The organism is Mycoplasma enhydrae (assembly GCF_017116825.1).
GTDB classification, from domain to species: domain Bacteria; phylum Bacillota_I; class Bacilli_A; order Mycoplasmatales; family Metamycoplasmataceae; genus Metamycoplasma; species Metamycoplasma enhydrae.
Genome location: NZ_JAFIRD010000004.1, coordinates 1 through 25,542 on the forward strand (window position 1 = coordinate 1; position 25,542 = coordinate 25,542).

Annotated in this window: 19 protein-coding genes and 8 tRNA genes; 23 read left to right on the forward strand and 4 right to left on the reverse strand. The window is 29.2% G+C overall.

Features of this window, described 5'->3' with window-relative positions; translation table 4 throughout:
• On the reverse strand, positions 1 to 366 hold a 366-nt coding region (locus JXZ91_RS01910), incomplete at its 3' end, for a hypothetical protein (protein ID WP_205851335.1).
• Positions 367 to 542: 176 nt separating this feature from the next.
• On the reverse strand, positions 543 to 1,076 hold the full coding sequence (locus tag JXZ91_RS01915; protein WP_205851336.1) for a cysteine hydrolase family protein: 534 nt from the start codon (positions 1,074 to 1,076) through the stop codon (positions 543 to 545).
• A gap of 184 nt (positions 1,077 to 1,260) precedes the next feature.
• Between JXZ91_RS01915 and JXZ91_RS01920 the strand changes: the two genes are divergently transcribed.
• From JXZ91_RS01920 to JXZ91_RS01960, 9 genes are all read left to right on the forward strand, one after another.
• Positions 1,261 to 1,337, forward strand: a tRNA-Pro gene (locus JXZ91_RS01920).
• 9 nt (positions 1,338 to 1,346) lie between these two features.
• Positions 1,347 to 1,423, forward strand: a tRNA-Ala gene (locus JXZ91_RS01925).
• A 4-nt stretch (positions 1,424 to 1,427) separates the two neighbouring features.
• Positions 1,428 to 1,504 (forward strand) — tRNA-Met (locus JXZ91_RS01930).
• Between the two features lie 34 nt (positions 1,505 to 1,538).
• Positions 1,539 to 1,614, forward strand: a tRNA-Ile gene (locus JXZ91_RS01935).
• Positions 1,615 to 1,618: 4 nt separating this feature from the next.
• Positions 1,619 to 1,709: transfer RNA gene (locus JXZ91_RS01940), tRNA-Ser, on the forward strand.
• 6 nt (positions 1,710 to 1,715) lie between these two features.
• Positions 1,716 to 1,790: transfer RNA gene (locus tag JXZ91_RS01945), tRNA-Met, on the forward strand.
• A 1-nt stretch (position 1,791) separates the two neighbouring features.
• Positions 1,792 to 1,868 (forward strand) — tRNA-Asp (locus JXZ91_RS01950).
• Between the two features lies 1 nt (position 1,869).
• Positions 1,870 to 1,945: transfer RNA gene (locus tag JXZ91_RS01955), tRNA-Phe, on the forward strand.
• Positions 1,946 to 2,027: 82 nt separating this feature from the next.
• A complete protein-coding gene (locus JXZ91_RS01960; protein ID WP_205851337.1) occupies positions 2,028 to 2,813 on the forward strand; it encodes a PQ-loop domain-containing transporter in 786 nt (261 codons plus the stop codon).
• 11 nt (positions 2,814 to 2,824) lie between these two features.
• Here the strand turns inward: JXZ91_RS01960 and JXZ91_RS01965 are convergent, their stop codons facing one another.
• Positions 2,825 to 3,169: a YigZ family protein gene (locus JXZ91_RS01965; protein WP_205851338.1), complete on the reverse strand. Its 345-nt coding sequence runs from the start codon at positions 3,167 to 3,169 to the stop codon at positions 2,825 to 2,827.
• Positions 3,170 to 3,205: 36 nt separating this feature from the next.
• Here JXZ91_RS01965 and JXZ91_RS01970 point away from each other — a divergent pair, with 36 nt between their 5' ends.
• The 14 genes from JXZ91_RS01970 to JXZ91_RS02035 all read left to right on the forward strand — a co-directional run bounded on the left by JXZ91_RS01970 (position 3,206) and on the right by JXZ91_RS02035 (position 24,906).
• Positions 3,206 to 4,099 carry an RluA family pseudouridine synthase gene (locus JXZ91_RS01970; RefSeq protein WP_205851339.1) on the forward strand — a complete coding sequence of 298 codons (894 nt, stop codon included), beginning with the start codon at positions 3,206 to 3,208 and terminating at the stop codon, positions 4,097 to 4,099.
• A 61-nt stretch (positions 4,100 to 4,160) separates the two neighbouring features.
• Entirely contained in the window at positions 4,161 to 5,099 is a 939-nt protein-coding gene (locus JXZ91_RS01975; RefSeq protein ID WP_205851340.1) for a YesL family protein, read from the forward strand.
• 15 nt (positions 5,100 to 5,114) lie between these two features.
• Positions 5,115 to 6,251 (forward strand): ABC transporter permease, encoded by a 1,137-nt coding sequence (locus JXZ91_RS01980; RefSeq protein ID WP_205851341.1) that lies wholly within the window; start codon positions 5,115 to 5,117, stop codon positions 6,249 to 6,251.
• The gene (locus JXZ91_RS01985; protein ID WP_205851342.1) at positions 6,235 to 6,810 is read left to right on the forward strand and encodes a hypothetical protein; all 576 of its coding nucleotides are present in this window, start codon (positions 6,235 to 6,237) and stop codon (positions 6,808 to 6,810) included. The genes JXZ91_RS01980 and JXZ91_RS01985 overlap by 17 nt, the downstream gene beginning before the upstream one ends.
• Positions 6,811 to 6,973: 163 nt before the next feature.
• Positions 6,974 to 7,390 carry a 30S ribosomal protein S12 gene (gene rpsL, locus JXZ91_RS01990; protein WP_205851343.1) on the forward strand — a complete coding sequence of 139 codons (417 nt, stop codon included), beginning with the start codon at positions 6,974 to 6,976 and terminating at the stop codon, positions 7,388 to 7,390.
• A gap of 24 nt (positions 7,391 to 7,414) precedes the next feature.
• Complete coding sequence (gene rpsG / locus JXZ91_RS01995) at positions 7,415 to 7,885, forward strand: 30S ribosomal protein S7 (RefSeq protein ID WP_205851344.1); 471 nt, start codon at positions 7,415 to 7,417, stop codon at positions 7,883 to 7,885.
• 31 nt (positions 7,886 to 7,916) lie between these two features.
• Positions 7,917 to 10,010, forward strand: coding sequence for an elongation factor G (gene fusA, locus JXZ91_RS02000; RefSeq protein ID WP_205851345.1), 2,094 nt, complete (start codon positions 7,917 to 7,919; stop codon positions 10,008 to 10,010).
• Positions 10,011 to 10,238: 228 nt separating this feature from the next.
• Positions 10,239 to 12,428, forward strand: a complete 2,190-nt coding sequence (locus JXZ91_RS02005) for a putative immunoglobulin-blocking virulence protein (RefSeq protein ID WP_205851346.1) — start codon at positions 10,239 to 10,241, stop codon at positions 12,426 to 12,428.
• 13 nt (positions 12,429 to 12,441) lie between these two features.
• Entirely contained in the window at positions 12,442 to 15,054 is a 2,613-nt protein-coding gene (gene mip, locus JXZ91_RS03685) for an Ig-specific serine endopeptidase MIP (protein WP_205851347.1), read from the forward strand.
• Positions 15,055 to 15,265: 211 nt separating this feature from the next.
• Complete coding sequence (rplJ, locus tag JXZ91_RS02015) at positions 15,266 to 15,763, forward strand: 50S ribosomal protein L10 (RefSeq protein ID WP_205851348.1); 498 nt, start codon at positions 15,266 to 15,268, stop codon at positions 15,761 to 15,763.
• Positions 15,764 to 15,791: 28 nt separating this feature from the next.
• Positions 15,792 to 16,163 (forward strand): 50S ribosomal protein L7/L12, encoded by a 372-nt coding sequence (gene rplL / locus JXZ91_RS02020; protein ID WP_205851349.1) that lies wholly within the window; start codon positions 15,792 to 15,794, stop codon positions 16,161 to 16,163.
• 137 nt (positions 16,164 to 16,300) lie between these two features.
• A complete protein-coding gene (rpoB, locus tag JXZ91_RS02025; protein ID WP_373422509.1) occupies positions 16,301 to 19,897 on the forward strand; it encodes a DNA-directed RNA polymerase subunit beta in 3,597 nt (1,198 codons plus the stop codon).
• Positions 19,897 to 24,327: a DNA-directed RNA polymerase subunit beta' gene (gene rpoC, locus JXZ91_RS02030; protein ID WP_205851351.1), complete on the forward strand. Its 4,431-nt coding sequence runs from the start codon at positions 19,897 to 19,899 to the stop codon at positions 24,325 to 24,327. The genes rpoB and rpoC overlap by 1 nt, the downstream gene beginning before the upstream one ends.
• A gap of 96 nt (positions 24,328 to 24,423) precedes the next feature.
• Complete coding sequence (locus JXZ91_RS02035) at positions 24,424 to 24,906, forward strand: hypothetical protein (RefSeq protein ID WP_205851352.1); 483 nt, start codon at positions 24,424 to 24,426, stop codon at positions 24,904 to 24,906.
• A gap of 63 nt (positions 24,907 to 24,969) precedes the next feature.
• Here the strand turns inward: JXZ91_RS02035 and JXZ91_RS02040 are convergent, their stop codons facing one another.
• Positions 24,970 to 25,473 (reverse strand): hypothetical protein, encoded by a 504-nt coding sequence (locus tag JXZ91_RS02040; protein WP_205851353.1) that lies wholly within the window; start codon positions 25,471 to 25,473, stop codon positions 24,970 to 24,972.
• Positions 25,474 to 25,542: the final 69 nt, after the last annotated feature.

A 25,542-nucleotide genomic window follows, 5' to 3' on the forward strand; every position in this document is an offset into this window, starting at 1 on the left:
ATTAATTTTGTAATATTTATCTGCAACTTTAAAACCGCTTAATTCTTTGATAATTTTATGAACAATTTTACCTTTTTTAGCTTCAATTTCAAATCTTGCTGTTGTTTCGTTTACTTTAGTAATTTTTTTAACTGTTAATTGTCAATCAGGTTCTGAAATTGACATTTTAATATCTTTATTTTTTAAATTATCAATTTCAATATTTGAAATTTCTGGAATTTCAATTACTAAATTTTTTTCAAGTCTTTTTTTAGTTTGAATGCTATCATCATTATTTTTACCATTAACACAACTTGTAATTGCCATAGATAAAGGTGTCAAAGTTAAAATAAAAGGTATAGTTATTTGAAATATTTTTTTCTTCATATTTGCCTTTCTATTTTTATTGAAATACATTATATTTTGTAATTTAATTTCAAATAAAATACTTCAATAATATGTTTAAATTATACATCTCTTTAAATTTCACTGCAAGTTAAAACCATTTTGGAAAAGAATACATTATTTTTTAATGCATATAAAATCATCAATTAAAATTTATTTTATTTAATCTTAATACCTGCATTTTTCATTAGATTTAAGGCATTATTATGATATTCTTCTTTATTATGATTTTTTGCTTCAAAAGTAGCCACCAAATTTGAAATAACACTAACATCTTTGTTCAATTTTTTAAAATTCAAATAAGTTTTAAGAGTTAAAGCAAATTGTAATATACAAATATCTGTACAACAACCTATAATTACAAAATTATTGAATTTTTCAAAAATACTTTTATCTTCAAAAGCAAAAAAACTATTTGTTGTATTTTTTTTAATAATTTTGTTGGCAAAGCATTTTAGTTCATCTACAACTTCTGATTCTTCAGTGTTAGCAAGACAATGTAATGGATACACTTCCATTTCAATGTCATCTTTATGATGATTATCATTGATAAAAATAATTTCACTGTTATCCTTATTAGCTTCTAAATACTCTTTTACATCAGGAATAATTTTATTTATATCTTCACTAACTAAATTACCTTTTTTACAAAAACCTTTAACCATGTCTACTACAAAAATCATTGTTTTCATTTTATACTCCTTAAATTACTTAATTTTACACCACTAAACAAACAACAAATATAAATATTTGAAATGTGTCATAAATCAGTATTTATTTTAACTCTAAACACCGCTTTAAAAATATTCAAAAAAAATAACAAATAAAAAAAATAATATATAATAATAAAGCATTTAAGCAATTAACTTATAGCGTGGAGAAGTAGCTCAGCTTGGTAGAGCACTTGACTTGGGCTCAAGCGGTCGCAGGTTCGAATCCTGTCTTCTTCACCATTAATTTTTGGGGGGGTAGCTCACCTGGCTAGAGCGCCTGCCTTGCACGCAGGAGGTAGAGGGTTCGAGTCCCTTCCTCTCCACCATTATGGCACTGTAGCTCAGCTGGTTAGAGCATCCGGTTCATACCCGGAAGGTCAAGAGTTCGACTCTCTTCGGTGCTACCATATGTTAACACCCACACGGGATTGAAAATATTTAGGACCCATAGCTCAATGGTTAGAGCAACCGGCTCATAACCGGTCGGTTACAGGTTCGAGTCCTGTTGGGTCCACCATTTTGGGCAATTACCCAAGAGGCTGAAGGGAGCAGTCTTGAAAACTGCCAGGGGCTTCACGGCCCGCGGGGGTTCAAATCCCTCATTGCCCGCCATTATATAGCGGAGTAGAGCAGGGGCAGCTCGTTGGGCTCATAACCCAAAGGTCATTGGTTCAATTCCAATCTCCGCAACCACGGTCCAGTGGTAAAGTGGTTTAATACGCTTCCCTGTCACGGAAGAGATCGCGGGTTCAATTCCCGTCTGGACCGCCATGGCTCTGTAGCTCAGTTGGTAGAGCAACGGACTGAAGCTCCGTGTGTCGCTGGTTCGATTCCTGCCGGAGCCACCATTTCAGAAATGACTTAACACCGTAATGGTGTTTTTTTATATTTTCAATATAAAAAGTAATTTTGTTTATAATATTTAATGTTATGACAGATACACTAAATATATTTATACAAATATTTGGGGCTCTAGGCGCAATAATTACCATTTCATTAGGTATTCCTCAATTAATAAGATTAACTAAAACAAAAGTTGTAGAGAAACCAAATTATTATTCATTTTGAATATTTTATGTTGGTTTAGTTATTTGAATAATTTATGGTGTTTTTACACCTAACGAAGACGGTTGATATGTGTTTTTAGCAAACCTATTTTGTTCAATAATTTATTCTTTTACAATGTTCTTTTTATATCATTACAACAAAGAATTAAATAAAAAACAAAAAACTTGAGCTTATGTATCAATTGCTTTGACAGAGTTATTTGTTATTTCTTTAACAGTAGTATTTTTCATTTTAGTTGATCAAAAACTAAAAACTGGAACATTTTATAATAAAGATGGTTTAATTTCATTTTTTGATCAAACTACTTCTTTAGTTATTGGTTTAATTACGCCTTCATTTACAACCTTAGCATTTATGCCACAGTTAATTAAAGGTTTAAAAACCAAACAATTTAAAGGTTTAAGTCCTTGAATGCCGTTTTTATTTATCATTAATAATACACTCTGAATTATATTCTTTAGTTTGAGTATTCAAAGAGCAAGAATTTTAAGTAGTCCAGAATCACTATCAACCTTAAATGGTTTAATAGGTGCTTTAATTTGACAAGTATTATCATCAATTGTTTATACTTTACAATTTAGCTTCATAATCTCATATGAAAGAAAACAAAAAAGACAACAACTAGTTGCCCAACAAGAAATAGCCTAGGCGGCTTTTTTTTATTCAAAAAGCAATTTTGCCGTTTGCAAATAAGCTCGTAATAAGTTGCTTTTTCCTAATTCTATGCCACCAAAGTATCTAACTATTACAATAGCTTTATTGAAAATCTTTTTATTTTCTAATAAAGAATATAAGGGTTTACCAGCTACTCCTCTAGGTTCAGCATCATCGCTGTAACCGCCTAACATATTATTATCATTTTTAATAATGAAAGCATGCACAACATGCTTTGCTTTTTTGTGTTCTTTTCTAACATTTTCAATTATTTTTTTCATTTCTTCTTTTGAAGATATATCAAACAAAAAGGGAATAAATTTTGATTTTTTAATTTCCAAGAACTTCATATTGATAATTATATCAAATGTTATAATTTAAAAATTATGGTAAAGCTGATTGCAACTTATTCAGATCGAATTGATAAATACATTACAAATAATTCTTCAATAACACGAAATGATATTCAAGAACTAATTGCTCAAGGAGCAGTTTTTGTTAATGGAAAAAAGATAAATAAAAACAAATATATCGTTAATGAAAATGATGAAATTGAAATAATTAAGGTAATTGAAAAACAAACTAATGTTGTTGCCCAAAATATTGATATTGAAATAATTTATGAAAATGAAGATTATTTAATTGTAAATAAACCTTCAGGTATGACTGTGCATCCGGCACCAGGACATTATGATAATACTTTAGTTAATGCTTTAATGTATCATTTTAAGAATAATTTAAGTAATGTAAATGGTTTATTAAGACTTGGAATCATACACCGCATTGATAAAGACACAAGTGGACTTTTAATAGTAGCTAAAAATAATGCTACACACAATTATTTTGCTTCATTATTAAAAGAACACAAAATTGACAGAACTTATGTAGCTATTGTAGATGGTAAAATTGTAAATAAAAAAATGCATATTGATCTTCCAATTGGTCGAGACCAAAAAAATCGCCAAAAATTTAGTGTAACTCAACAAAATTCCAAAAACGCTTATACCATGATTGAAGTAATAAAGCATTTTAAGATTGGTAATGATATAAAAACACTAGTTAAATGTAATTTAAAAACAGGAAGAACTCATCAAATTAGAGTTCATTTAAACTATATTAAACATCCTGTTTATGGAGATCCTATTTATAATAAAAAAATAGATGGCTTTAATCAAAGGTTACATGCAATGCAGCTTGATTTTGTTGATAATAAGGGTGAAATTAAACATTTTGAAGCCCCTATTCCTGAAATTATGTTAAAAGAAATTGCAGAGAGTTAATTTAAATTACCATATAATATATAATTTATATTATAAAAACTCACAATCTAAAGGAGAAAGAATGAAAAATATTGATTTGTCATCATACAATACAACTGATGAATTATATGTACATAATTCTAAAAAATTTAATTTATGATGAATTTTATTTACAGTGTTTTTAGGCATTGTTGTAATATTGATGGCTTCAACAGTTATCGAATATACAATTAGAAAAGAGCACTACATTAATAACTATATTGAATTAATTGAAAGTCTAAAAAATAAGCCCGATGATACAGTAGCAGCAGCTAATTCAACATATTTAAGGGAAACCTTATTTTCTGTTTTTACATTTATTATAAGTGTAGGAATTTTGATTTGACATATTATTAATTGAGTTAGAGGCATTAGAAAAAAAGATTATAGTTTATATTCTCCTTTCTTATCAGCACTATATGGTTTTTTAGTTGTTTTCATGGTTATAAATTTAATTTGATCATTTGGAAGCATATTTCAAATTCCTTCATGAAATGTTAAAAAAATGATTAGTCTAGTGTACACAATAGTATTACCGATTGGTTATTTTGTATTCTATTGACCTTGTGCCAAAATAATAAGAATGTTTAGATTTGTAAAAATGCAAGCACAAATGCAAAACATGCCTCAAGAATTTTTATCACCTTTTGGTAATAGAAATATGAATCCAGAAGTGATGACACCAACTGAATCAAATCCTAATATGGTCTTAGGTGTGCCAACTATGGAAAAATCAAAAACAGATGTATATCGTGAACAACTAAATACTCTAGATAATGAAAAACTAGTATTGATGGCTAAAAAGCTAAACATTTTTGGAGCAGAAGACTTAAGCAGAGAAAATTTAATTGAAAAAATAGTTTTAATTTTTGAAACTGATTTGCAAAATCAAAAATCTAGTGATTTAAAACCAAATACTGAAACCAAAAATGAAGATCCAAATTTTGAAGATAAAGATGAAAAAAATCCTACAGATGACTAAAAAGGCAGGTATCTAATGAGTAGCGAAATATTAGCACAAGTTAGCTATAGTACAACTTCAAGCACCACTAGAAAAGGTGGAGGACCACTTTTAGTTTTTTCATTAGTCGTGACATTGCTTATGATTGTAAATATTTATTTTTTAATTAAATATTTCATTAATTATCGAAAAAGCATAGATAAAACTCAAAAAGTATTAGGTGAGTATTTAGTTAAAGACTATGTTCAAGGCGCAAGTTTCAAAAATAATTCATTTTTTAATTTCCTAATAATTATTTTTACAATATTAGCTCAGATTTTTGTTTCAGCCATTGCTTTAAAAAGAGCAGCAGCAGAAATAGACCAATTATATGTTCCAGTATTCATTTTTTCATATGAAGTTGCTTTAATTTTATTAGGTTCATTAATAATAGGTTTCTTTGTTTTAAGGTATGTTAAATTCAATTATCCACAATACAAAAGTGATGATGTTGAAATATATAATGAATTAGTTTCTTTAAGAGAACTAAAAAACAATGAATTACAAAAACAATATCCACAAACAATTAGCTTAGACTTAGAAAAACTAAAAGCTTCTAACCTTTTATTACATAACTTATTTAATAAATGAACTAGTTTTTATAACACTATGGAAGGCATTCCTTTCAAAAAACAATACAATATCTTTTTAGATCAATTATTTAAAATTAATTATTTCATTGAGGTAAACACTAACATAGAAAAAACTCAAGAATTAAATAGAGAAGTAGCTGAAGTATATGATTTTAATAATCCAAAATTATCTTTAATTGAACGTGAAGTTTTATGAATGAAACATGCTGATAAAAAGGCTAAAATTTTAAAAGAAACAGAAGAACTTTCAAAAATGTCAAAAGAAGAATTTGATAAAAAATATAGCGAATATGTATATTCTGCTCGTTCAATTGACCCATTATATCAACCAGCATCTCGTAATGCTTGACTGTTTTATCGTGATAGTGAAATTGAAGATCTATTTTATAACACTAATGTAACAATAAATTATTCATTAGATAATCAAAATGAAACTATTGAAAATAGTATGCCTGAGTTTTTAAATCAATATCGTAGTTTTTTAATTTCTAAATTTTTATTAAATATTACTTTAGAGGCTAAAAATGAAAAAAAGAAATAAATTATTAATGTTAATGCCACTATCATTACTAGTAGCTCCAATGATGGTTTCTTGTATTAAAACAGAAAACCTAAAATATTCGCTTTATAACCATTTTAAAACCAAAATTTTAGACAATATAAATGATGTAAATAAATACTTTCCTAATACTAATGACTTAGATATCATTGTCTTAAAAAATGATCTTAATAAATTAATAATTGATTTAAAAGCCAAACGGATTACTGAACAAGAAACTTTTGAAAAACTAAAACAAGAAACTGAGCAAAAATTAACTGAGATCATGAAACGTTTCACAGATTCAAAAACCCAAAAAATTGAAGCTATTGAGGCATATGCTAACAAAGCTAAAGATTTTCAAAAATGAATTTTAAAAAACATTGCCAGAAATACAAAATACGTGTCTATAGTTGATAAAATTGAAACTTATTTTAATAATGAACAAGAACTAAAATTTAATATGAGTTTAGAAGAAATTAATCAAAAAACTCAATCTTTAGAAAATTTAATTATTGAAACAAAGTTAAAAAAAATCGAGATAGATTCAAAAACACCTTAATTCAAGTGGTTTAATAGCCACTTTTTATTTTTTAAAAAAATATTTTAAAAATTATGAAACACCGGTTTAGTTGTTGTATAATTTATAAGTATTTTTAGTATCACTTGAAAAATACTAACCATTAATTTAATTATTTTTAAAAACAAAATTAGAAAGGAAAAATATGCCTACAGTTGCTCAATTAGTTAAACAAGGCCGTAGAGATAAAACCACAAAATCTAAAGCTCCTGCTTTAGGTAAAATGTTTAACTCTTTACATAAGCAAGAAAAAGCAATACCTGCACCATTTAAACGTGGTGTATGTACTCGTGTGGCTACTATGACACCTAAAAAACCTAACTCGGCTATTCGTAAATATGCCCGTGTTAGATTATCAAATGGTCAAGAAGTTACAGCCTACATTCCTGGTGAAGGACACAATTTACAAGAACACTCAGTTGTTTTAATCCGTGGTGGTAAAGTTAAAGACTTACCCGGAGTTAGATATACAATTGTTCGTGGAACACAAGATGCTGCCGGAGTTAACAACAGAAAACAAGCTCGTTCAGTATATGGAACCAAAAAACCAAAAAGTAATTAATTAGAAAGTTAAGAAAGGAAAATTATGTCAAGAAAACATAAAGCACCAGTTAGAGATGTTTTAGCAGATCCAGTGTTTAACTCAAAGATTATTACTAAATTAATAAATACTATTATGTTGGACGGTAAAAAATCTGTTGCTGAAAACATCTTATATAAAGCATTTGAAATTGTAAAAGAAAAAACAAATAAAGACCCAATGGAGGTATTTAATACAGCATTGGAAAACGTAAGCCCTCAACTTGAAGTTCGTTCAAGAAGAGTTGGTGGATCAAACTATCAAGTTCCATGTGAAGTTAGTGCCAAAAGAAAGCAAACACTAGCACTAAGATGATTAATTCAATATTCAAGATTAAGAAATGACAAAACTATGGAAGAAAAGTTAGCACATGAAATTATTGATGCTTCAAATAAAATGGGCGGTGCGATTAAAAAACGTGAAGACACTCATAAAATGGCAGAATCAAATAAAGCGTTTGCTCACTTTAGATGATAATATTTATCATTAATAAAGAATAGGAAAAATTATGTCTAGAGAATATAAATTAGAAGATTATCGTAACATCGGAATTATGGCTCACATCGACGCCGGAAAAACAACAACTACAGAAAGAGTTTTATATCACACAGGTAAGATTCATAAAATTGGTGAAACACATGAAGGTGCTTCACAAATGGACTGAATGTCACAAGAACAAGAACGTGGTATTACTATAACCTCAGCTGCTACAACAGCTTATTGAAAAAATAAAAGATTAAATATCATTGACACTCCAGGACACGTAGACTTCACGATTGAAGTAGAACGTTCATTACGTGTATTAGATGGTGCAGTAACCGTTTTAGATGCACAATCAGGTGTTGAACCACAAACTGAAACAGTTTGAAGACAAGCTACAAATTATCAAGTTCCTAGAATTGTTTATGTTAATAAAATGGACAAATTAGGAGCTAATTTTAAGGCTTCAATTGAATCATTAAGAAAACTATTAGGGGCTAATGCACATCCAATTCAACTAAATATTGGTGAAGAAGCACAATTTAGTGGAATTGTTGACTTAGTTACCATGAAAGCCTATGAATTTGATGGCACAATTGATGAAAACGTTAAAGAAATTGAAATTCCTGCTCATTTAAAAGATGAAGCACAATTATTAAGAGCTTCATTAGCAGAATCACTAGCAGATTTTGATGAAGAAATTATGGAATTACTACTTAGTGAACAAGAAATCTCAGCAGAATTACTTAAAAAAGCAATTAGAAAAGCAACAATTACATCTACTTATTTCCCAGTTGTATGTGGTACATCATTTAAAAATAAGGGTGTTAAATTTATGCTTGATGCTGTTGTTGATTATCTACCTTCACCATTAGACATTCCAGCTATGAAAGCTTATAAAAATGAAGAAGAATTATCAATTCCAGCTTCAGATGAAGGATTTTTCTCTTCATTAGCATTCAAAGTTATGAATGACCCATTTGTTGGAAACTTAACATTCTTCAGAGTTTATAGTGGAGTTATTTCTAAAGGTTCTTATGTTGCTAATTCAACAAAAGGTGAAAAAGAAAGATTAAGCCGTATTCTATTAATGCATGCTAATTCAAGAACTGACATTGATGAAGTTAGAACTGGAGATATAGCAGCAGCAGTTGGACTTAAATATACCACTACAGGAGATACATTAATCGATGACAAACATAAAGACATTGTCTTAGAAAATATGAATTTCCCAGAACCTGTTATTTCTCAAGCAATTGAACCTAAAACTAAGGATGCTTCTGAGAAACTTTCATTAGCTTTACAACGTTTAGGTGCAGAAGATCCTACATTTAAATACTACACCGATGAAGAAACTGGTCAAACAATTATTGCTGGTATGGGTGAATTACACCTTGACATTATTGTTGATAGACTAAAACGTGAATTCAAAGTTGAAGTAAGTGTTGGAGCACCTCAAGTTTCATACCGTGAAACAATTACCAAAAGTGCTGAAGTTGAAGGAATTCACAAGAAACAATCAGGTGGTAAAGGTCAATACGGTCACGTATGAATTAAATATGAACCAAACCCAGATGGTGGCTTTGAATTCGTTGATAAAATTGTTGGTGGTAAAATTCCTAAAGAATATATTAAATCAATTGAAAAAGGTCTTAGAGAAAAAATGGATATTGGTATTCTTGCTGGTTATCCAATGATCGATATTAAAGCAACTTTATTTGATGGTTCATACCATGAAGTTGACTCTTCAGAATTAGCATATAAAATTGCAGCTTCTAAGTCACTTACAAAAGGTCGTGAACAATTAGGCACAGTTTTATTAGAACCTATTATGGATGTTGCTGTAGTTGTTCCTGAAGATTTCTTTGGAGATGTTATGGGTGATATTTCACGTAGAAGAGGACAAGTACGTGATAATGAAACCAGAAATGATGGAGCTCATGTTATTAAATCTTACATTCCATTGAGCGAAATGTTTGGTTATGCAACTCAATTAAGATCAATGACTACAGGTCGTGGAACATATCAAATGTGATTTGACCACTATGAAAAATTACCTCGCAATTTAGCAGATGAAATAATTAAAAAACGTGGTGGTAAAGTTTCAGTGGATGAAGATTAATCATTCAAAATAATAATTAAAGTGCAAATGTAAAGTTTGCGCTTTTTTTGTATTTTAGGCACTTTTTAGGGCATAATTTCAATAAAACAATCGTTTTTTTTTTTTTTTCACAAATATGCCAAATTAGTTTACAATTTATGAACTTAGATAAGCAGAATTAGATTTTTATTTGTTCTAAATAAATTTTTAAGTGGATTTTAAGTAAAAAACTCAATTTAGGGAGATAGTATGTCATTTTTTAAGAAAAGAAAAAACAAGATAGCTTTAATCGTAGCAGGTTTTGCTCTTTTAAGCTCTGTTGCAATTGGTTCAGCCTTATATGCAACAAGCCAAAAGAATTCAAACGGAGTTGATTTTAGAAATCCTTATGGTTCTAATCCAAATATTTTTGATAAAGGTGCAGCAGATGTAAACAATGCTAATATTTCGTCATCTGATCAAAAATTACAAGAAGCTCCTAAGCCTCCAGTTACAAAACCTGAAGACACCATTAAACCACCTTTAATAGTGCCTACCCCTACGCCTAAGCCTAATCCAACTCCAAAACCACAACCAAAACCTTCTCCAAATCCTGGAACTCAAAGAATCAAAATAATGATTCATGGTGTAGAAGTTTTAGCAGAAGTAACACCTGCACCTCAAAGAAAATTAGATCAACGTGATATTGATGCTGGAATAACCAACCGTAATCCATATCAAAGTATTATTGTAGGTGATATTAAAAGTATTGAAGTCACAGAAGAACTTAAAAATAAAGTTCGTGACAAATTAATTGATTCACAAGGCTCTGGTCTTAGAACATATTTTCCAGGTTTTATCGACACTATTAATGAAGAAAAAACTAAAGACTTTGATCCAGAGTTATACATTAAACAAAATCCTCTAATTTGACAAAAAATGTTGGATAAATTTAAAAGATTACTAGACAGTCCTAAAATAGCTGATTTCTTAAAACCAGAAGCTAAAGCAGAATATTTAAAACCAAAACAATTTAGTAGTATAAATTTAAAATATGCTTGATTAATTAAAAACTTAGATTATTCAAAATTTACAAAACTAAGTAAAGGTGCTCAAGAAAACCTTAAACAAGGTCTAACTGCATCACCAGACAATGCATACATTAATGAAAACGGAGAACTAGATTCATATACATATTCACCTGCTGATGGATATAACAAAGTTACTTCACGTATGGAAAGAGATAATGCTGAAAGAAGAGTTTTTGGCATTAAAGGTTACTTTGGTAGAAATCCTGGTGATATCGCTAATGGTGAATACAAGGGTTGAAAAAAACAAGATATTACCAACGACCCTAAATTTAAAGATTTCAACATTACTAATGGCGATGGAATAATAATTTCTAAACTAACAAGAGAAGTTCCTGAAAAAGATAAATTAAATGAAGGAATAGTTGTTGAAATCGATGCTGCTAATTTCCAAGGTTATAACAAAACTAAAGGACTTATCGAAGGTCTAAAAGCAAAAAATATTACCATTACAGGTTACCGTATTAAAAATATGGGTAAAAAGGATGTTAATCAAGAATTTAAAGACATTCTAAAAGCATTACCTGATGATTTACCACACTTAGAATTATTCTTTGACCACCGTGCAACTAATACTTCTTCTTTAATTGAACTTGAAAACAAGAGAATTAAAGAACTATCACTATTTACATTAGGAAATTCATTATTAGATAGCTGATCAATTAATCCTTTAGCTTTAAGAAATGTGGAATGAATTAATACAATTGATTACAATGTAAGCTTTGAAAATAAACCTGGTGATGATATTGCAACTAGAATTACATTTAATACTCTTGCTTTTGAAGAATCAGATATTATAAAAGGCTCAACTGATATTTATTCTCGAATTAATAATGGTTTAAGAATGGCATACTATGTTAGAAATAACGAAGGTATTTTCCAAGGTGGATTTGGTTCAGGTCTAAAACCAGATACTAATGAAGGCGGAAATAGTTATGCTACAGGACTAGACTTATCTAGAGCACATTCAATTAGATCTTTAAAAGGTCTAAAATTCTATGACTATATTAAATCTTCAAATAAATCAAGAAAATTAAAATCTCTAAATTTATTTAGTGATAGTAAAAACTATAAAATTAGTGGAGCTGATTTAGATGGAGCACAATTTGATTCAGTAATGGCTTTAGGTGAACCTGGAATGCCAGCAACTAAAATTACTTTTAGCAACGGCCAAATTACACAAGGTGTTGAAATAACAACATCTTCAAAACTAAGCTCATCAGCTTTATCAAATTTAAATGTTTTAGTTAATTTATCTAAAATCTCAAGAAACATCGTTGTTCCTATAGGAGCAAATGATTTAAAAACTCAATTAGAATCAAATGGTTACAGTGTGTCATTTAATAGTGGTGAAAGTAGTTGATTTGATTAAAAAAGGAAATAATATGAACCTAAAAACCAAAAAAACTAAACTACTTCTTAGCTCATTACTAGGAATTAGTGCAATTTCAATACCTTTGTTAACTTTGATTTCTTGTGTTGATAAAACCAAAAATAAAAAAGAAGAGGATAACAACAAGGATAATAACAAAGATAATGAATCAAAAAAAGATGACAACAATAAAACACCTGAAAAAGACAACGATACACCAGATCCTAACCTTAAATATCCTAATAATGAATTTGAAGCAGATATTAACAAAATAAAAGAAAATAACGATTTAGATACATACTTTGAATTTTCTTTTAATCTATCTGCAGGTAGTCATAATAAAAATCAAATTTTTGCTTCAGAATTACAAAGAGATGTTTTACACATTCAATTAAGATTCAAGGATAATGATTTAGATAAAAAAATCGCAACCAGACCTCTTAGAGTAATACTAGAGAATAATGCAAATCAAACAGGAAACGCTAAAATTGTTCTTGAATTAATAAATAAAGATACTAATAAAACTGAAAAAGTAACTTTTGTAATAACTGGTTTAGCTACAAATCCTCTTAATGTTGATAATGAAGGTAAAAAACCAAATGAGGGTTTTAATCAATCTAAAACTGAATTAGAAAAATATTTCGAAAAAAGCCAAAAAGAACGCTTTGAATTTGATAATAACAAATACATGAGCGGCTTAAAAAATTATTTAAGTCAGCAAGGATTTAATTCAATTAAAGATTTAAGACCTAATTTAAATATAACTCAAGCTCAAAAATCCCAATATAATGAATTAGCTGCAAAATTAGGTCAAGAATCGTATGATAATGCTGCAACTAAAGGTTTTAGTTTACCTTCATATAAACCAAGCGGTGAAATTGATGGCCTTGAAATAAAAGATGGCGCAGAAATGCCTAAAAAATCTTCATGATTTGATGAAACATTTTTATCTTCTAATCCAAATCAAATTGATGGACTTGCTAGAGTTATAGTTAATGAACATTATTTGAGAATGGCAATGCAAACATTTTCAATCCAACTTTCTAATTATAAGGATTTTAAAGAAGAAATAACTAAGGCTCAAAAATCAATCGAATATTGAAAAGATCCTAAAAATGAAGCAGAATTTGCCCAATTAATTGCTAATAAAGTTGCTCAATTAGAAGCTCAAAAAGCAGCAGTCACAAAACAATGAGATGAAAAAATTGCTAAGAATAAAGATCCTAATTTAGATTTAGTTAAACTAAAAGAAGAAGAATTAGCTAAATATGATAAAGAAATTGCTTTTTTCAAAAATCATAGTCGTGCTGAAGAAATAAAAATATTAACTAAAAAAATAGAAGAGTACCAAAAAAGAGCAGATGCTAAAAAAGAATCTACAATCGAAGCTGGAACAATGTGAATTTTAGATTATCAAATTGATGAATCTAAAAAAGATGATCCAAATTGATATCCAACAAAGTGATATTTTGGAACTAACTCTCACGTTGCCAAAGCTATAACAAATAACTTAAGTGGTTTTTCAATAACAAAAGTAAGGCCAGACATCCAAGTAGGTCAAAAATTACGTATTTCACAAATGGATGACAATATAGTTACTTACAGTTTTAATAATACTAATGCAATTAGAAAAGTATTTGATGGTATTGATTATTTAAGTTCAAAACCAAGTGAATATTTAACTAGTGCACAAGCTACTAAATTATCAGACGTTGAAGAATTTGCTGATTTTGCTGTTATTGAAATTGATTTTTCAAAAATAAATGACTATTTTGCACTTTCAAATTCTAAAGCGGAACAATCAATTGAAAAAACAGCTGAATTTTTTACAAAATTATCAAAATTAATGACTAATGATTATGCCAACCCTCAAAATCAAAAGAACCATATAAAATTAAGATCAAAATCATATTTACATGATTATGATGCAATTGATTTTACAAAAAGTAAATCAAAAGCTCCTGAAGATTCTTTATATATAATGGGTTGACCTTCTTCAAGACAAGATTATTTTTTAAAACCATATATTGATGATGACCAAAGACAAAATGAATCTAGAAACCATAATAACTATAGTTTATGAATAAATAGTCAATCAAATTACTATGATGCCAAAATTGGTGATCCTTCATATCCTAAGTCTAAACTAGATCGAGGCGAATGATTATCTTATCAACTAGGATACCGTAGTTTTATTGATAAACCAGGAATTTTGGATACATTTATTAACGTACCAAAATTAGGTCAAGATTTCTATTACGTAGATGGCAAAAGATATGTTAATATGGCTTTAGCTTATAGCCCACGTCGTTATGCTCCTATTGGTGGAGCTTCTGGTTCTTCAGTAAGAAACCAAAAGAATGAATTAGTATCAGTATTTTATGGTTCTAATAGTGCTGCTAAAGCAGGACTATCAGTAGCTTTAAGATCAGAAGGTTTTGATTACCAAGGTTTATATGGCAAGTATAATTTACCACAGTATGATTTAATTTACGGTGGTGGTAAAATTCAAAAAAACTCATACAGACAAGCACTAGCCAAATTGTATAGTCAAAATATTAAAACCAATTTATTTAAACAAGGTTTAAAAGACGAATTCATTCCAGAAGAATTCAAATTCCAATAATTATTTATGAGCAGCCACATAAAGGCTGCTTTTAATTTGAACTGTATTATCTAAATATCCAGTCAATAAAAAATTTATATATTATATAAAATTTAAAAATTATGGTAAGATATTAGCGCAATATATTAAGACAGTAACGGCAAAAGCTTAATAAGGTTACCGAGTATGTTTTACTTTTAGATATTGCAATAATAAAACTATAGGAGGAAAAATGAGCGCATTAAGAGATGCTAAAGTTTTAGTTGTTGATGAAATATCTAAAAATTTATCTGAATCAAAAGCTATGTATGTTGTTTCATATAAAACATTAGATGTTGTTTCATTACAAGTAATTCGTAGAGAATTAGCTAAGATTGGCGTTTTGTTAAAAGTTTACAAAAACCGTTTAGTTAAACAAGCTTTACTAAAAACAGAGCATTCTTCATTAAACGATAGTTTGCTAGGACAAAACATTTTTGTTTTTGCAAAAGAAGATGATTTAAATTCACTTAAAACTTTAGTTAAATTCAAAAAACAATTCCCTGCTTTTCAATTAGTAGCTGGAATTTATGAAAATAAAGTAGTTGATGCTAAAGCTTTGGATGAAATATCAAAACTTCCTTCATATGAAGAATCACTTATGATTCTTGGCAATTCATTACTTGCACCAATTAGAAATTTAGCAATTGGTCTAAATGAATTAGTTAAACAAGGAAAAGTATCAGAATAAAATAATATTTTAAATTAAGGAGAAAATTATGGCTAAATTAACAAAAGAAGAATTCGTTTCAGCACTTAAAGAAATGAATATTAAAGAAGTTATGGAATTAGTAGAAGGATTAAAAGAAGAATTTGGAATTGATCCTACTGCTGTTGTAGCTGCTGCTGCGCCTGCTGCAGGAGAAGCTGCTGAAGAAAAAACAGTATTTAACGTTACATTAAAATCAGATGGTGGAAATAAATTAGCAGTTATTAAAGCAGTTAAAGACTTATTAGGTTTAGGTTTAATGGATGCTAAAAAATTAGTTGAATCAGCGCCAGTATTACTAAAAGAAAACGTTAAAAAAGAAGAAGCAGAAGAACTTAAAGCAAAACTAGCTGAAGTAAAAGCTGAAGTTGTTTTAGACTAAAAATAATTTAGACAAAAACGGGCTTACTATAAGCCGTTTTTGTGTTTTTATTTATTATATACACACATAATATGCATGCGTATGCGTAAAGAAATTTAAATTTTAAAAATTAAAAATAGATAATGAGGTTAGATATGATGAAAGAATCAAAATACATATTAAGAAAATTTGGACCTATTACAGAACGAAGAGACTATTCAATTAGTCAAAAGAAATTTGAATGTCCTGACTTCTTAGAAATGCAAAGAAAATCAGTTAGAGAGTTTTTAGAAAAAGGCGTTGAAGAGGAACTAAAAAACATATATCCAATTGAAGCACATGGAAAAGTAAGAATTGAATATGTTGAAAAATCTGCCAGATTTGAAATTCCTAACAAACCAGAATTTGATTGCATAAAAGAAGCCAAACAAAAAGGTTCATCATATCAAGGTAAATTAATTGCAAAACTAAAACAAGTAAATGAAAAAACCGGTGAAGTTAATACTGCCGATGTTGTTTTTGCAGAAATCCCAATTATGACTTATGGTGGTTCATTTGTTATAAATGGTTCAGAAAAAGTTATTGTGTCCCAATTAATTCGTTCTACTGGGGCATATTTTGGTGTTGGCGTTAGAAGTAAACAATCAAATGACTTGTTTAATAAAGTTGAAATAATTCCACAAATTGGTTCATGAGTGGAAATATATCACAAACAAAACAAAAACCCTAATTCAACCGAAACTGTTAAGGTACATATTGATAAAAACAAATCATTTCTTTTAACTACTTTTTTAAAAGCTTTAGGTTTTAGTGAAAAAGGTATTAGAAAAATGTTTGGTGATATCCAATTGTTAAATGAAACTTTAAGAAAAGATAAAACAAGCGGTACAACTAATGAAGAAATAACTAAGGATGCTCAAGAAACTATTTATCGTCTAATTAGAAAAGGCGATAGAATGACAGCTGAATCAGTTAGAAACTTAATTCCGCAAACATTGTTTAATGAAAAAAGATACAGTTTAACAGAAACTGGTCGTTTTACTTTAAACCGTAAATTAAACATTGCTGAAAGATTATCAAATTCTTATCTAGCTGAAAACCTTATCGATAAAGAAGGTGAAGTTAAATATGAAAAAGGTTTGTTTATTACTTGAGAAATTGCTAGAAAAATTGCCGAAGAATTTAGACTAGGAATTTTACCGTTATGAAAATTACCTGACGTTGATGCTTCTGTTTATGGTGCACAATTACAAATTAAAGGTAATGAAAAGCTTGAAAATCGTTTATATGTTCCGAGAGTATTAATATATGCAACTGAAAACGATTTAAATGAAGATAAAAACAAAGTTCAAGTTTTAGGTAATGATCCTAATGCTGACGAAAGTTTTTTATTAATTCCAGACTTAGTTGGAACCATTTCATATTACTTTAATTTATTATCAAACATCGGTGTTGATGATGACCCTGATTCACTTGTTAATAAAAGAATTGTTACAATTGGTGAATTATTACAAAACCAATTTAGAATCGGTCTAATCAAATTAGAAAAAAATACAAGAGAAAGAATTTCAACCAAAGAAACTACAAAAATTACCCCTAAGAATGTAACAAATAATAAACCAATATTTAATCAATTTAAATCATTCTTTAATACTTCTAAATTGTCACAATTTATGGACCAATGCAATCCATTGGCTGAAATTTCTAATAAACGTCGTATCACTTCATTAGGCCCAAGAGGACTTAACCGTGATACTGCACAATTTGAAGTTCGGGACGTGCACTCAACTCACTATGGGCGTATTTGTCCAATTGAGACACCAGAAGGACCAAACATTGGGCTTATTTTAAATTTATCATCATTTGCTGATATCGATAAATATGGTTTTATTAAGACTCCATATTTTAGAGTTAAAAACAAAAAAGTTGATTTTTCAAAACCTGAGTATTTAACTGCTATTGAAGAAAATAGCTATGCTTTTGCCCAATCAACTGTTAATATCAAAGATGATTGTATTATTGATGACTTAGTAATGGTTCGTCGTGATAATGAATATCTAGAAGTTCCTGCATCAGAAGTTGATTATGTAGGTGTTTCAAGTCGCCAAATGACTTCTATTGCTGCATCTGCAATTCCATTTTTGGAAAATGACGATGCCAACCGGGCACTGATGGGTGCTAACATGCAACGTCAAGCTGTTCCAGTTTTATTTCCAGAAGCACCATTAGTTGCTACAGGAGTTGAATCTGATATTGCTAAATATTCTTCAACAAACATTATTGCTAAATACAATGGAGTTGTTACCTACGTTGATGCTGCAGTTGTTAGAGTTAAAAGAGAAGGCTCAAAAACAGTAGATTCATATTATTTAAGAACTTTTGAAAGATCTAACCAAGGAACATTGATTCACCAAATTCCTTTAGTTAAAGTCGGTCAAGAAATCAAAGTTGGGGATTTATTAGTAGATGGTCCTTCAATGAAAGATGGAGAAATGGCACTAGGAAAAAATGTCCTAGTAGGTTTTAGTACTTGACATGGTTATAACTATGAAGATGCTGTTATTCTTTCTGAAAGACTAGTTAGAGATGATGTTTATACTTCAATTCATATCGAAGAACAAACTATTCAATTCAGACACTCAAAAGCCGGAGAAGACATTCTAACATCTGAAATACCTAATGTTTCTAACTTCTCAAAACGTTTCTTAGATGAAAATGGAATTGTTAGAGTAGGTTCGGAAGTTTCAGCAGGAGATATATTAGTTGGTAGAACATCGCCGAAAGGTGAAGAAAACCCAACACCTGAAGAAAAACTTATGGCAGCCATTTTTGGTCAAAAAACAGCTTCTAGAAAAGATACATCGCTAAAAGTTAAACACGGTCATAATGGTACTGTTGTTGCAGTTGAAGTTTTAAGTCGTGAATATGGTGATACTTTAGAAGACGGAATTGAAAAAATTGTTAAAGTATCAATCGCTCAAAAAAGAAAAATTAGAGTTGGTGACAAAATGGCTGGACGTCACGGAAACAAAGGTGTTGTTTCAGTTGTGCTACCAGTAGAAGAAATGCCATATCTAGAAGATGGAACACCAATTGATATACTTCTAAATCCACAAGGAGTACCTTCACGGATGAATATTGGTCAAGTTTTAGAATTACACCTAGGTTTAGCTGCACAAAAATTAAACACAAAATTTGTAACACCAATTTTTGATGGTATTACTCATAATCAAATTAAAGAAATTCTAGAAGAAGCTAAAATTGATTCTTCTGGAAAAACCATTGTTTATGATGGAAGAACAGGTGAAAAATTTGATCAACCTATTTCAGTGGGAATAATGTATTATCTAAAGCTATACCACATGGTTGATGATAAGATGCATGCCCGTTCAGTTGGTCCATACTCACTAATAACTCAACAACCATTAGGAGGAAAATCTCAAAATGGTGGTCAAAGATTTGGAGAAATGGAAACCTGAGCAATTGAATCATATGGAGCATCAAATTTATTACAAGAATTATTAACGTATAAATCTGATGACATAAAGGGTCGTAATCAACTTTATAATTCGTTAGCAAGAAAAACAAAACTACCAAAACCAGGTATGCCCGAATCATTTAATGTTTTAGCATATGAATTAAGAGGACTTGGTATTAAATTCGAAACACATGATAGTTCTAGTGATTATGAAAATCTAGAATTAGAAAGAGTTGACACTAAATATCAACAAGATTGAGATGGGGGTGCTGAATAATGAAAAATAATTTCAAATATGATTCATTAGATGAATCAAAAATTGCAAAAATTTCTTTATCTTTGGCAACACCAGAAGATGTGGAGAGCTGATCACACGGTGAGGTTACTAAACCTGAAACCATTAACTATAAATCATATAAACCAGAACGTGGCGGTTTATTTGACGAAATTATTTTTGGACCAATGATTGATTATCGTTGTCCAGTTTGTGGCCACAAATGAAAGAAAATAAACGAAGGTTCATACTGCACAAGAACAGATTTATGTAAACAAGAAAAAGTTCAAATTTTACCTAAAATAGCACGTAGAAATCATATGGGGCACATTAAATTAAATAGCCCTGTTGTTCATTTTTGATATTTTAAGGTTGACCATTCAATTTTATATAAACTACTAGGTTTAAGAATTCATGGTTCTGGTACTGTTAGACGTGAAGAATTAGAAAATTTAATTTATTACAAAAATCATATTGTTGTAGAAGATGGTGGTCTAAAATCATTACCTAAAAACCTAATTATTGAAATTAATGATGCTGGTACTATTTATCGAAATGCACTAGAAGAATTACTTGAAAGATTTGATTCTAAAAACGAGGATGACAAAGAAGCCTATGAAGATATTCAAAATACAATTAGTGAATTAGTTGAAAAAGCTACTTCAAAAATTGGTCAAGAATATGGAATTGACTTTTATGAGTTAAACGAAGTAATTGAACACTACTCAAGTGCAAAAATTATGACAGGTGCACTAGCAATTGAATATTTATTAAAAAATCTTGATTTACAAGCTGAAAAAGCTTTCGTTTCAAATCAAATTAAAGAGCTAAATAAACAAGAAGCAAATAATCCTGATAAATTTGCAACTACTACTAAACTAAATCGTGAAAAACTATATAAAAGATTACAAGTAATTAATGCCTTTATAGAATCAAAACAATCACCAACAAATATGTTGATTTATAACTTACCAGTTATTCCAGCTGATTTAAGACCTTTAATTCAACTAGATGGTGGTAGACACTCAACTTCTGACATTAATGAACTTTATCGTAGAGTTATTATTAGAAATAATCGTCTACAACAATGACAAGAAAAAGATGCTCCTAGATTAGTTATTCAAAATGAACTTCGGATGATTCAAGAGGCAGTTGACGCTTTAATTGATAACCAAAGAAGAACCCCTAATCCAGTTTTATCTAAAGATAACCGTCCATTTAAATCTATTTCAGATGCTTTAACCGGTAAAAAAGGTCGTTTTAGACAAAACTTACTTGGAAAACGTGTTGATTATTCAGGTCGTTCAGTTATTGTTGTTGGTCCTAATTTGAAAATGCACCAATGTGGTATTCCTCGTGAAATGGCAGCTAAATTATTCGAGCCTTGAATAATTGCTCGTTTAATTGAAAAAGAAGTTGCAACTACAATCAAAAATGCTAAAAAAATTATTGAAGATCAAAATCCAATCATATGACCTCATGTGGCTGAAGCCATTAAAGGAAGATTAGTATTATTAAACCGTGCTCCTACATTGCACCGTTTATCAATTCAAGCTTTTGAGCCAGTTTTAGTACGTGGTAAAGCAATTAGATTACATCCATTAGTATGTACTCCTTTTAATGCTGACTTCGATGGTGACCAAATGGCAGTTCACGTTCCTATTTCGGAACAAGCTTTATTAGAAAGCCGTGAATTAATGCTTGCTAATAAAAACATTTTAGGTCCTAAAGATGGTGAACCTATTATTAATCCTTCACAGGATATGATTTTAGGTCTATATTATCTAACTTTAGAAGATAAAAACGCTAAAGGCGAGGGTAGAGTGTTTGATAATTTTGAACACTTAATGCGTGCTTTGGAATCCAAATCAATAGACTTGCATGCTCGTGTAGCAATGCCAGCTGAAGAAGTTAAAGACTTAAAAATCTTTAACCAATTTTCTTCAAACACTTCAAGTCAAAGATATGTGATTTCAACTGTTGGAAAATTTATTTTTAATAATATTTTCCCTAAGGATTTTCCATTTATCTATGATAACAAAGTAACCAAAGCAGTTAGCTTAGAAGAATATCAAAAAGATTTTAATAATAAATATGTAATTGAAGCTGGTACTAATATTCCAGAATATATTAAAACATTAGAATTGCAAGAGGCATTTAACAAAAAAAATATTGCCAAAACAATTCGTTATATGTTTGATAAATATGTAGCAACAATTAGTATCGCTAATGTGGCTAGTGTAATTGACAAAATTAATGAATTAGCTGATTCTGATATCATTGTTGAACTTTTAAGATTAAATACATACAAAAAAACTCCATTAGATTTATCTCATGCTAATTTATTAGCTGAATTCATTCTTGAAGAAAAACAAAAAATAGTTCAATCATCAGCTGAAAGAACAGCAGATAATTACGTTCCATTTAGTGCTAAAGAAAAAGCCAAAATTTTAGATGCTGTTTGATTTAGATATACAAACTTTGTTGCTTCTATTTTAGATGATATAAAACAACTAGGATTTGATTATTCAACTACTTCAGGAATTTCAATTTCATTTTCAGATATTCTTGAAACTCACAAGAAAAAAGAATATATCCAAGAAGGTGATGAATACATTAAGGAACTAAAAGATTTCTATAATCTTGGATATATTACTGATGATGATAGATATTCATTAACCATCAAAAAATGAGCTGAAATAAAAGAAAAAATCCAAGAAGAACTACAAACAATAATTAAAGAAAATCCTAAGAATTCAATTATAACCATGATTAATTCAGGTGCTCGTGGTAACATTGCTAACTATGTACAATTAGCCGGTATGCGTGGGCTAATGGCAAATAATACCAAAACCACTAAAGCCGATGCTAAAAACGATCGTGTAGTTCGTTCAACAGTTGAAGTTCCAGTTAAATCTTCATTTATTGAAGGTTTAACAGCATTCGAATTCTATTCATCAACACACGGTGCTAGAAAAGGTCTAACTGATACTGCTCTTAATACAGCTAAATCAGGTTATTTAACTAGAAGATTAGTAGACGTGGCACAAAATATTGTTGTAAGAGAAGAAAACTGTGGTTCTGAATATGGTTACATTGCTCAAAATATAATTGACACCAAGAATAACCAAATAATTGTTTCTTTAAAGGAAAGAATTGTAGGTAGATTTTCAAATAAACCAATTTATAACCGTAACGGTAGAAGAATCTGTGATCGAAATGAATTAATTACTTCAAAAATAGCTCAAGAAATAATTGATGATGAAATTAATGAAGTAGAAATTAGATCTATTCTAGGATGTAATACACGTAATGGTGTATGTAAGATGTGTTTTGGACACGACCTTGCTACAAACCGCGTTGTTAACACAGGTGAAGCAGTTGGAATAATCGCTGCACAATCAATCGGTGAACCTGGAACACAGCTAACAATGCGTACATTCCATACTGGTGGTGTTGCAGGTGTAGAAGATATTACTGGTGGTTTTACTAGATTAATTGAATTAATCGATGCTCACGAGCAACCTTGAGGAAGACCAGCTGTTATTTCTCCTTATGAAGGGATAGTTAAAAAGATTGAAAAACTTGATAATGATAATACTCAAATTACAATTGAAACACTAAATGTAGAAAACGATAAAGTAGATAAGAAGATTATTGTTAAATCTTCACAAAAACTAAGAATTGAACAAAAAATGCCAATTAAGATTGGTCAAAAAATAACTGAAGGACCGATAATTTTAAAAGAATTATTAGCCTTAACTGATGTTATAACTGTTCAAAACTATCTACTTAAAGAAATTCAAAGAATTTATAGAATTCAAGGTATTGCAATTAGTGATAAATATATTGAAATTATCATTAGACAAATGATGTCTAAAATTGTAATTAGTGACCCAGGGGATTCAAAATTCTTTGCAGGAGCTATTGTTGATATCTTTGATTATCAAGAAGAAAACAGTTTATTACTATCTGAATCTAAGAAACCTGCATTTGGTAGTGTGGTTATCAAGGGTGCAAAACAAGTTCCTTTATTATCAGATTCATTCTTATCTGCTGCTTCTTATCAAGAAACTTCTAAGATTCTTGTTAATGCTGCAATATCTTCAAGAACTGACAACTTAACAGGTCTAAAAGAAAATATTATTGTTGGTAAGAAAATTCCTTCAGGAACTGCCCTAAGTTCATTTGAAGAGTATTCAAAATATGAAATTAAACCATCAATTAAATACTTTACTACTTTTAGTGATGATGAACTAGAGCTAGATCAAAACCCTAGCACTGAAAATGAAATCGATATTGATGCTTTAACACAAGAATATATTGAAGATTCGCAACATGTTACCGAAATCGAAGATGAAGAAAACCCAGAACTAGAAGAAATGTTTGAAGAAACTGAACCAGAAGATTTAGAAGAAAACGATTTCGAATAATAATTACTTAAATATAAAACACCAATCCTTAAATTTCAAGGTTTGGTGTATTTTTATACTAAAATAATAGTTATATATAAATAAAAGGTCTTTAGTATGAATAAAACAAAATTAGCAATTATTTTAGGCACAGTTTTAGGTTCAACATTTGTTATAGGCCTAAGTGCATTAGTTACGTATTATGCCTCTCGTCCTGTTAATATTAAAAAAAATGTATATCCGCATATTAATATAAAAGAGCATGAAGAACAAGCGGCCAAAAATTATGATCCTAATATCGATGATCAAAATACAGCACTTATTAAATATGTAAATAAAGTTATTAATGTTTTAAACACAGGTTTGGAAAATTTTCCTAAACAAAAAAATAAACAAAAATATGAAATTGCAAAATTTTATTTTCAAAAAGCAATTAAATTAGCAAATAATGCTAACCAAATTTTAGAAAATGCTATTAAAAAAATCAAAAACAATAATGAAAAAGAAACAAACTATATTAAACTTCATATCAAATTAAAAGAAACATTAGCTAAAGCAAATGAACAACTAGAAATATTAACTAAAGAGAAGTTCGAATAAAAAGCAGTCGTATTATTTGATAGCTGCTTTTTATGTATTGTTCAATTATTTTGTATAAATATTTTATTTCTTAAAATCTATATTAGATAAATTTATTTCTTTTGTGTTTTCTTCTATTGCCCGAAGATTCAGTTTATAAGATTGCTCATTAGCAATTTGAGTTTTAAGTTTTAGACGTCTAGAATATATAGTTGATATAGCAGGAGCTTGGTCTCCAAAAACTTCTTTTACTCATTCTTTAAAAGGAAGGCAATTAGGATTACCTTCATTATTTTTTTTGTATTCTTGAAATTGCCTATCTAAAGACACAAAAAACTCATCTGTGTATTTTTGGCTATTTAAACTTCCATTATTACCATGGCTAACATTTACATAATTCTCGCCTTTAGCGTAAGCTGCTTTAATTTTGTTTCGAGTTCTAGTAATTGTTTTGGTTGAAACATTTAGTTTATCAGCGAGTCATTGATTAGTTTCAAATCAATTTGATTCAATAAAAGTTATTCTTTCGGCTTTTATCTTAGCAAAAGAAGTATTTGTATAAGCTTTTTCATTATTATTTTTGTCCATACTTATTTCTCCTATTTAATTAATGATAATAAAAAAGGACTAATTGTTTTGAATTTATATATCTTATAA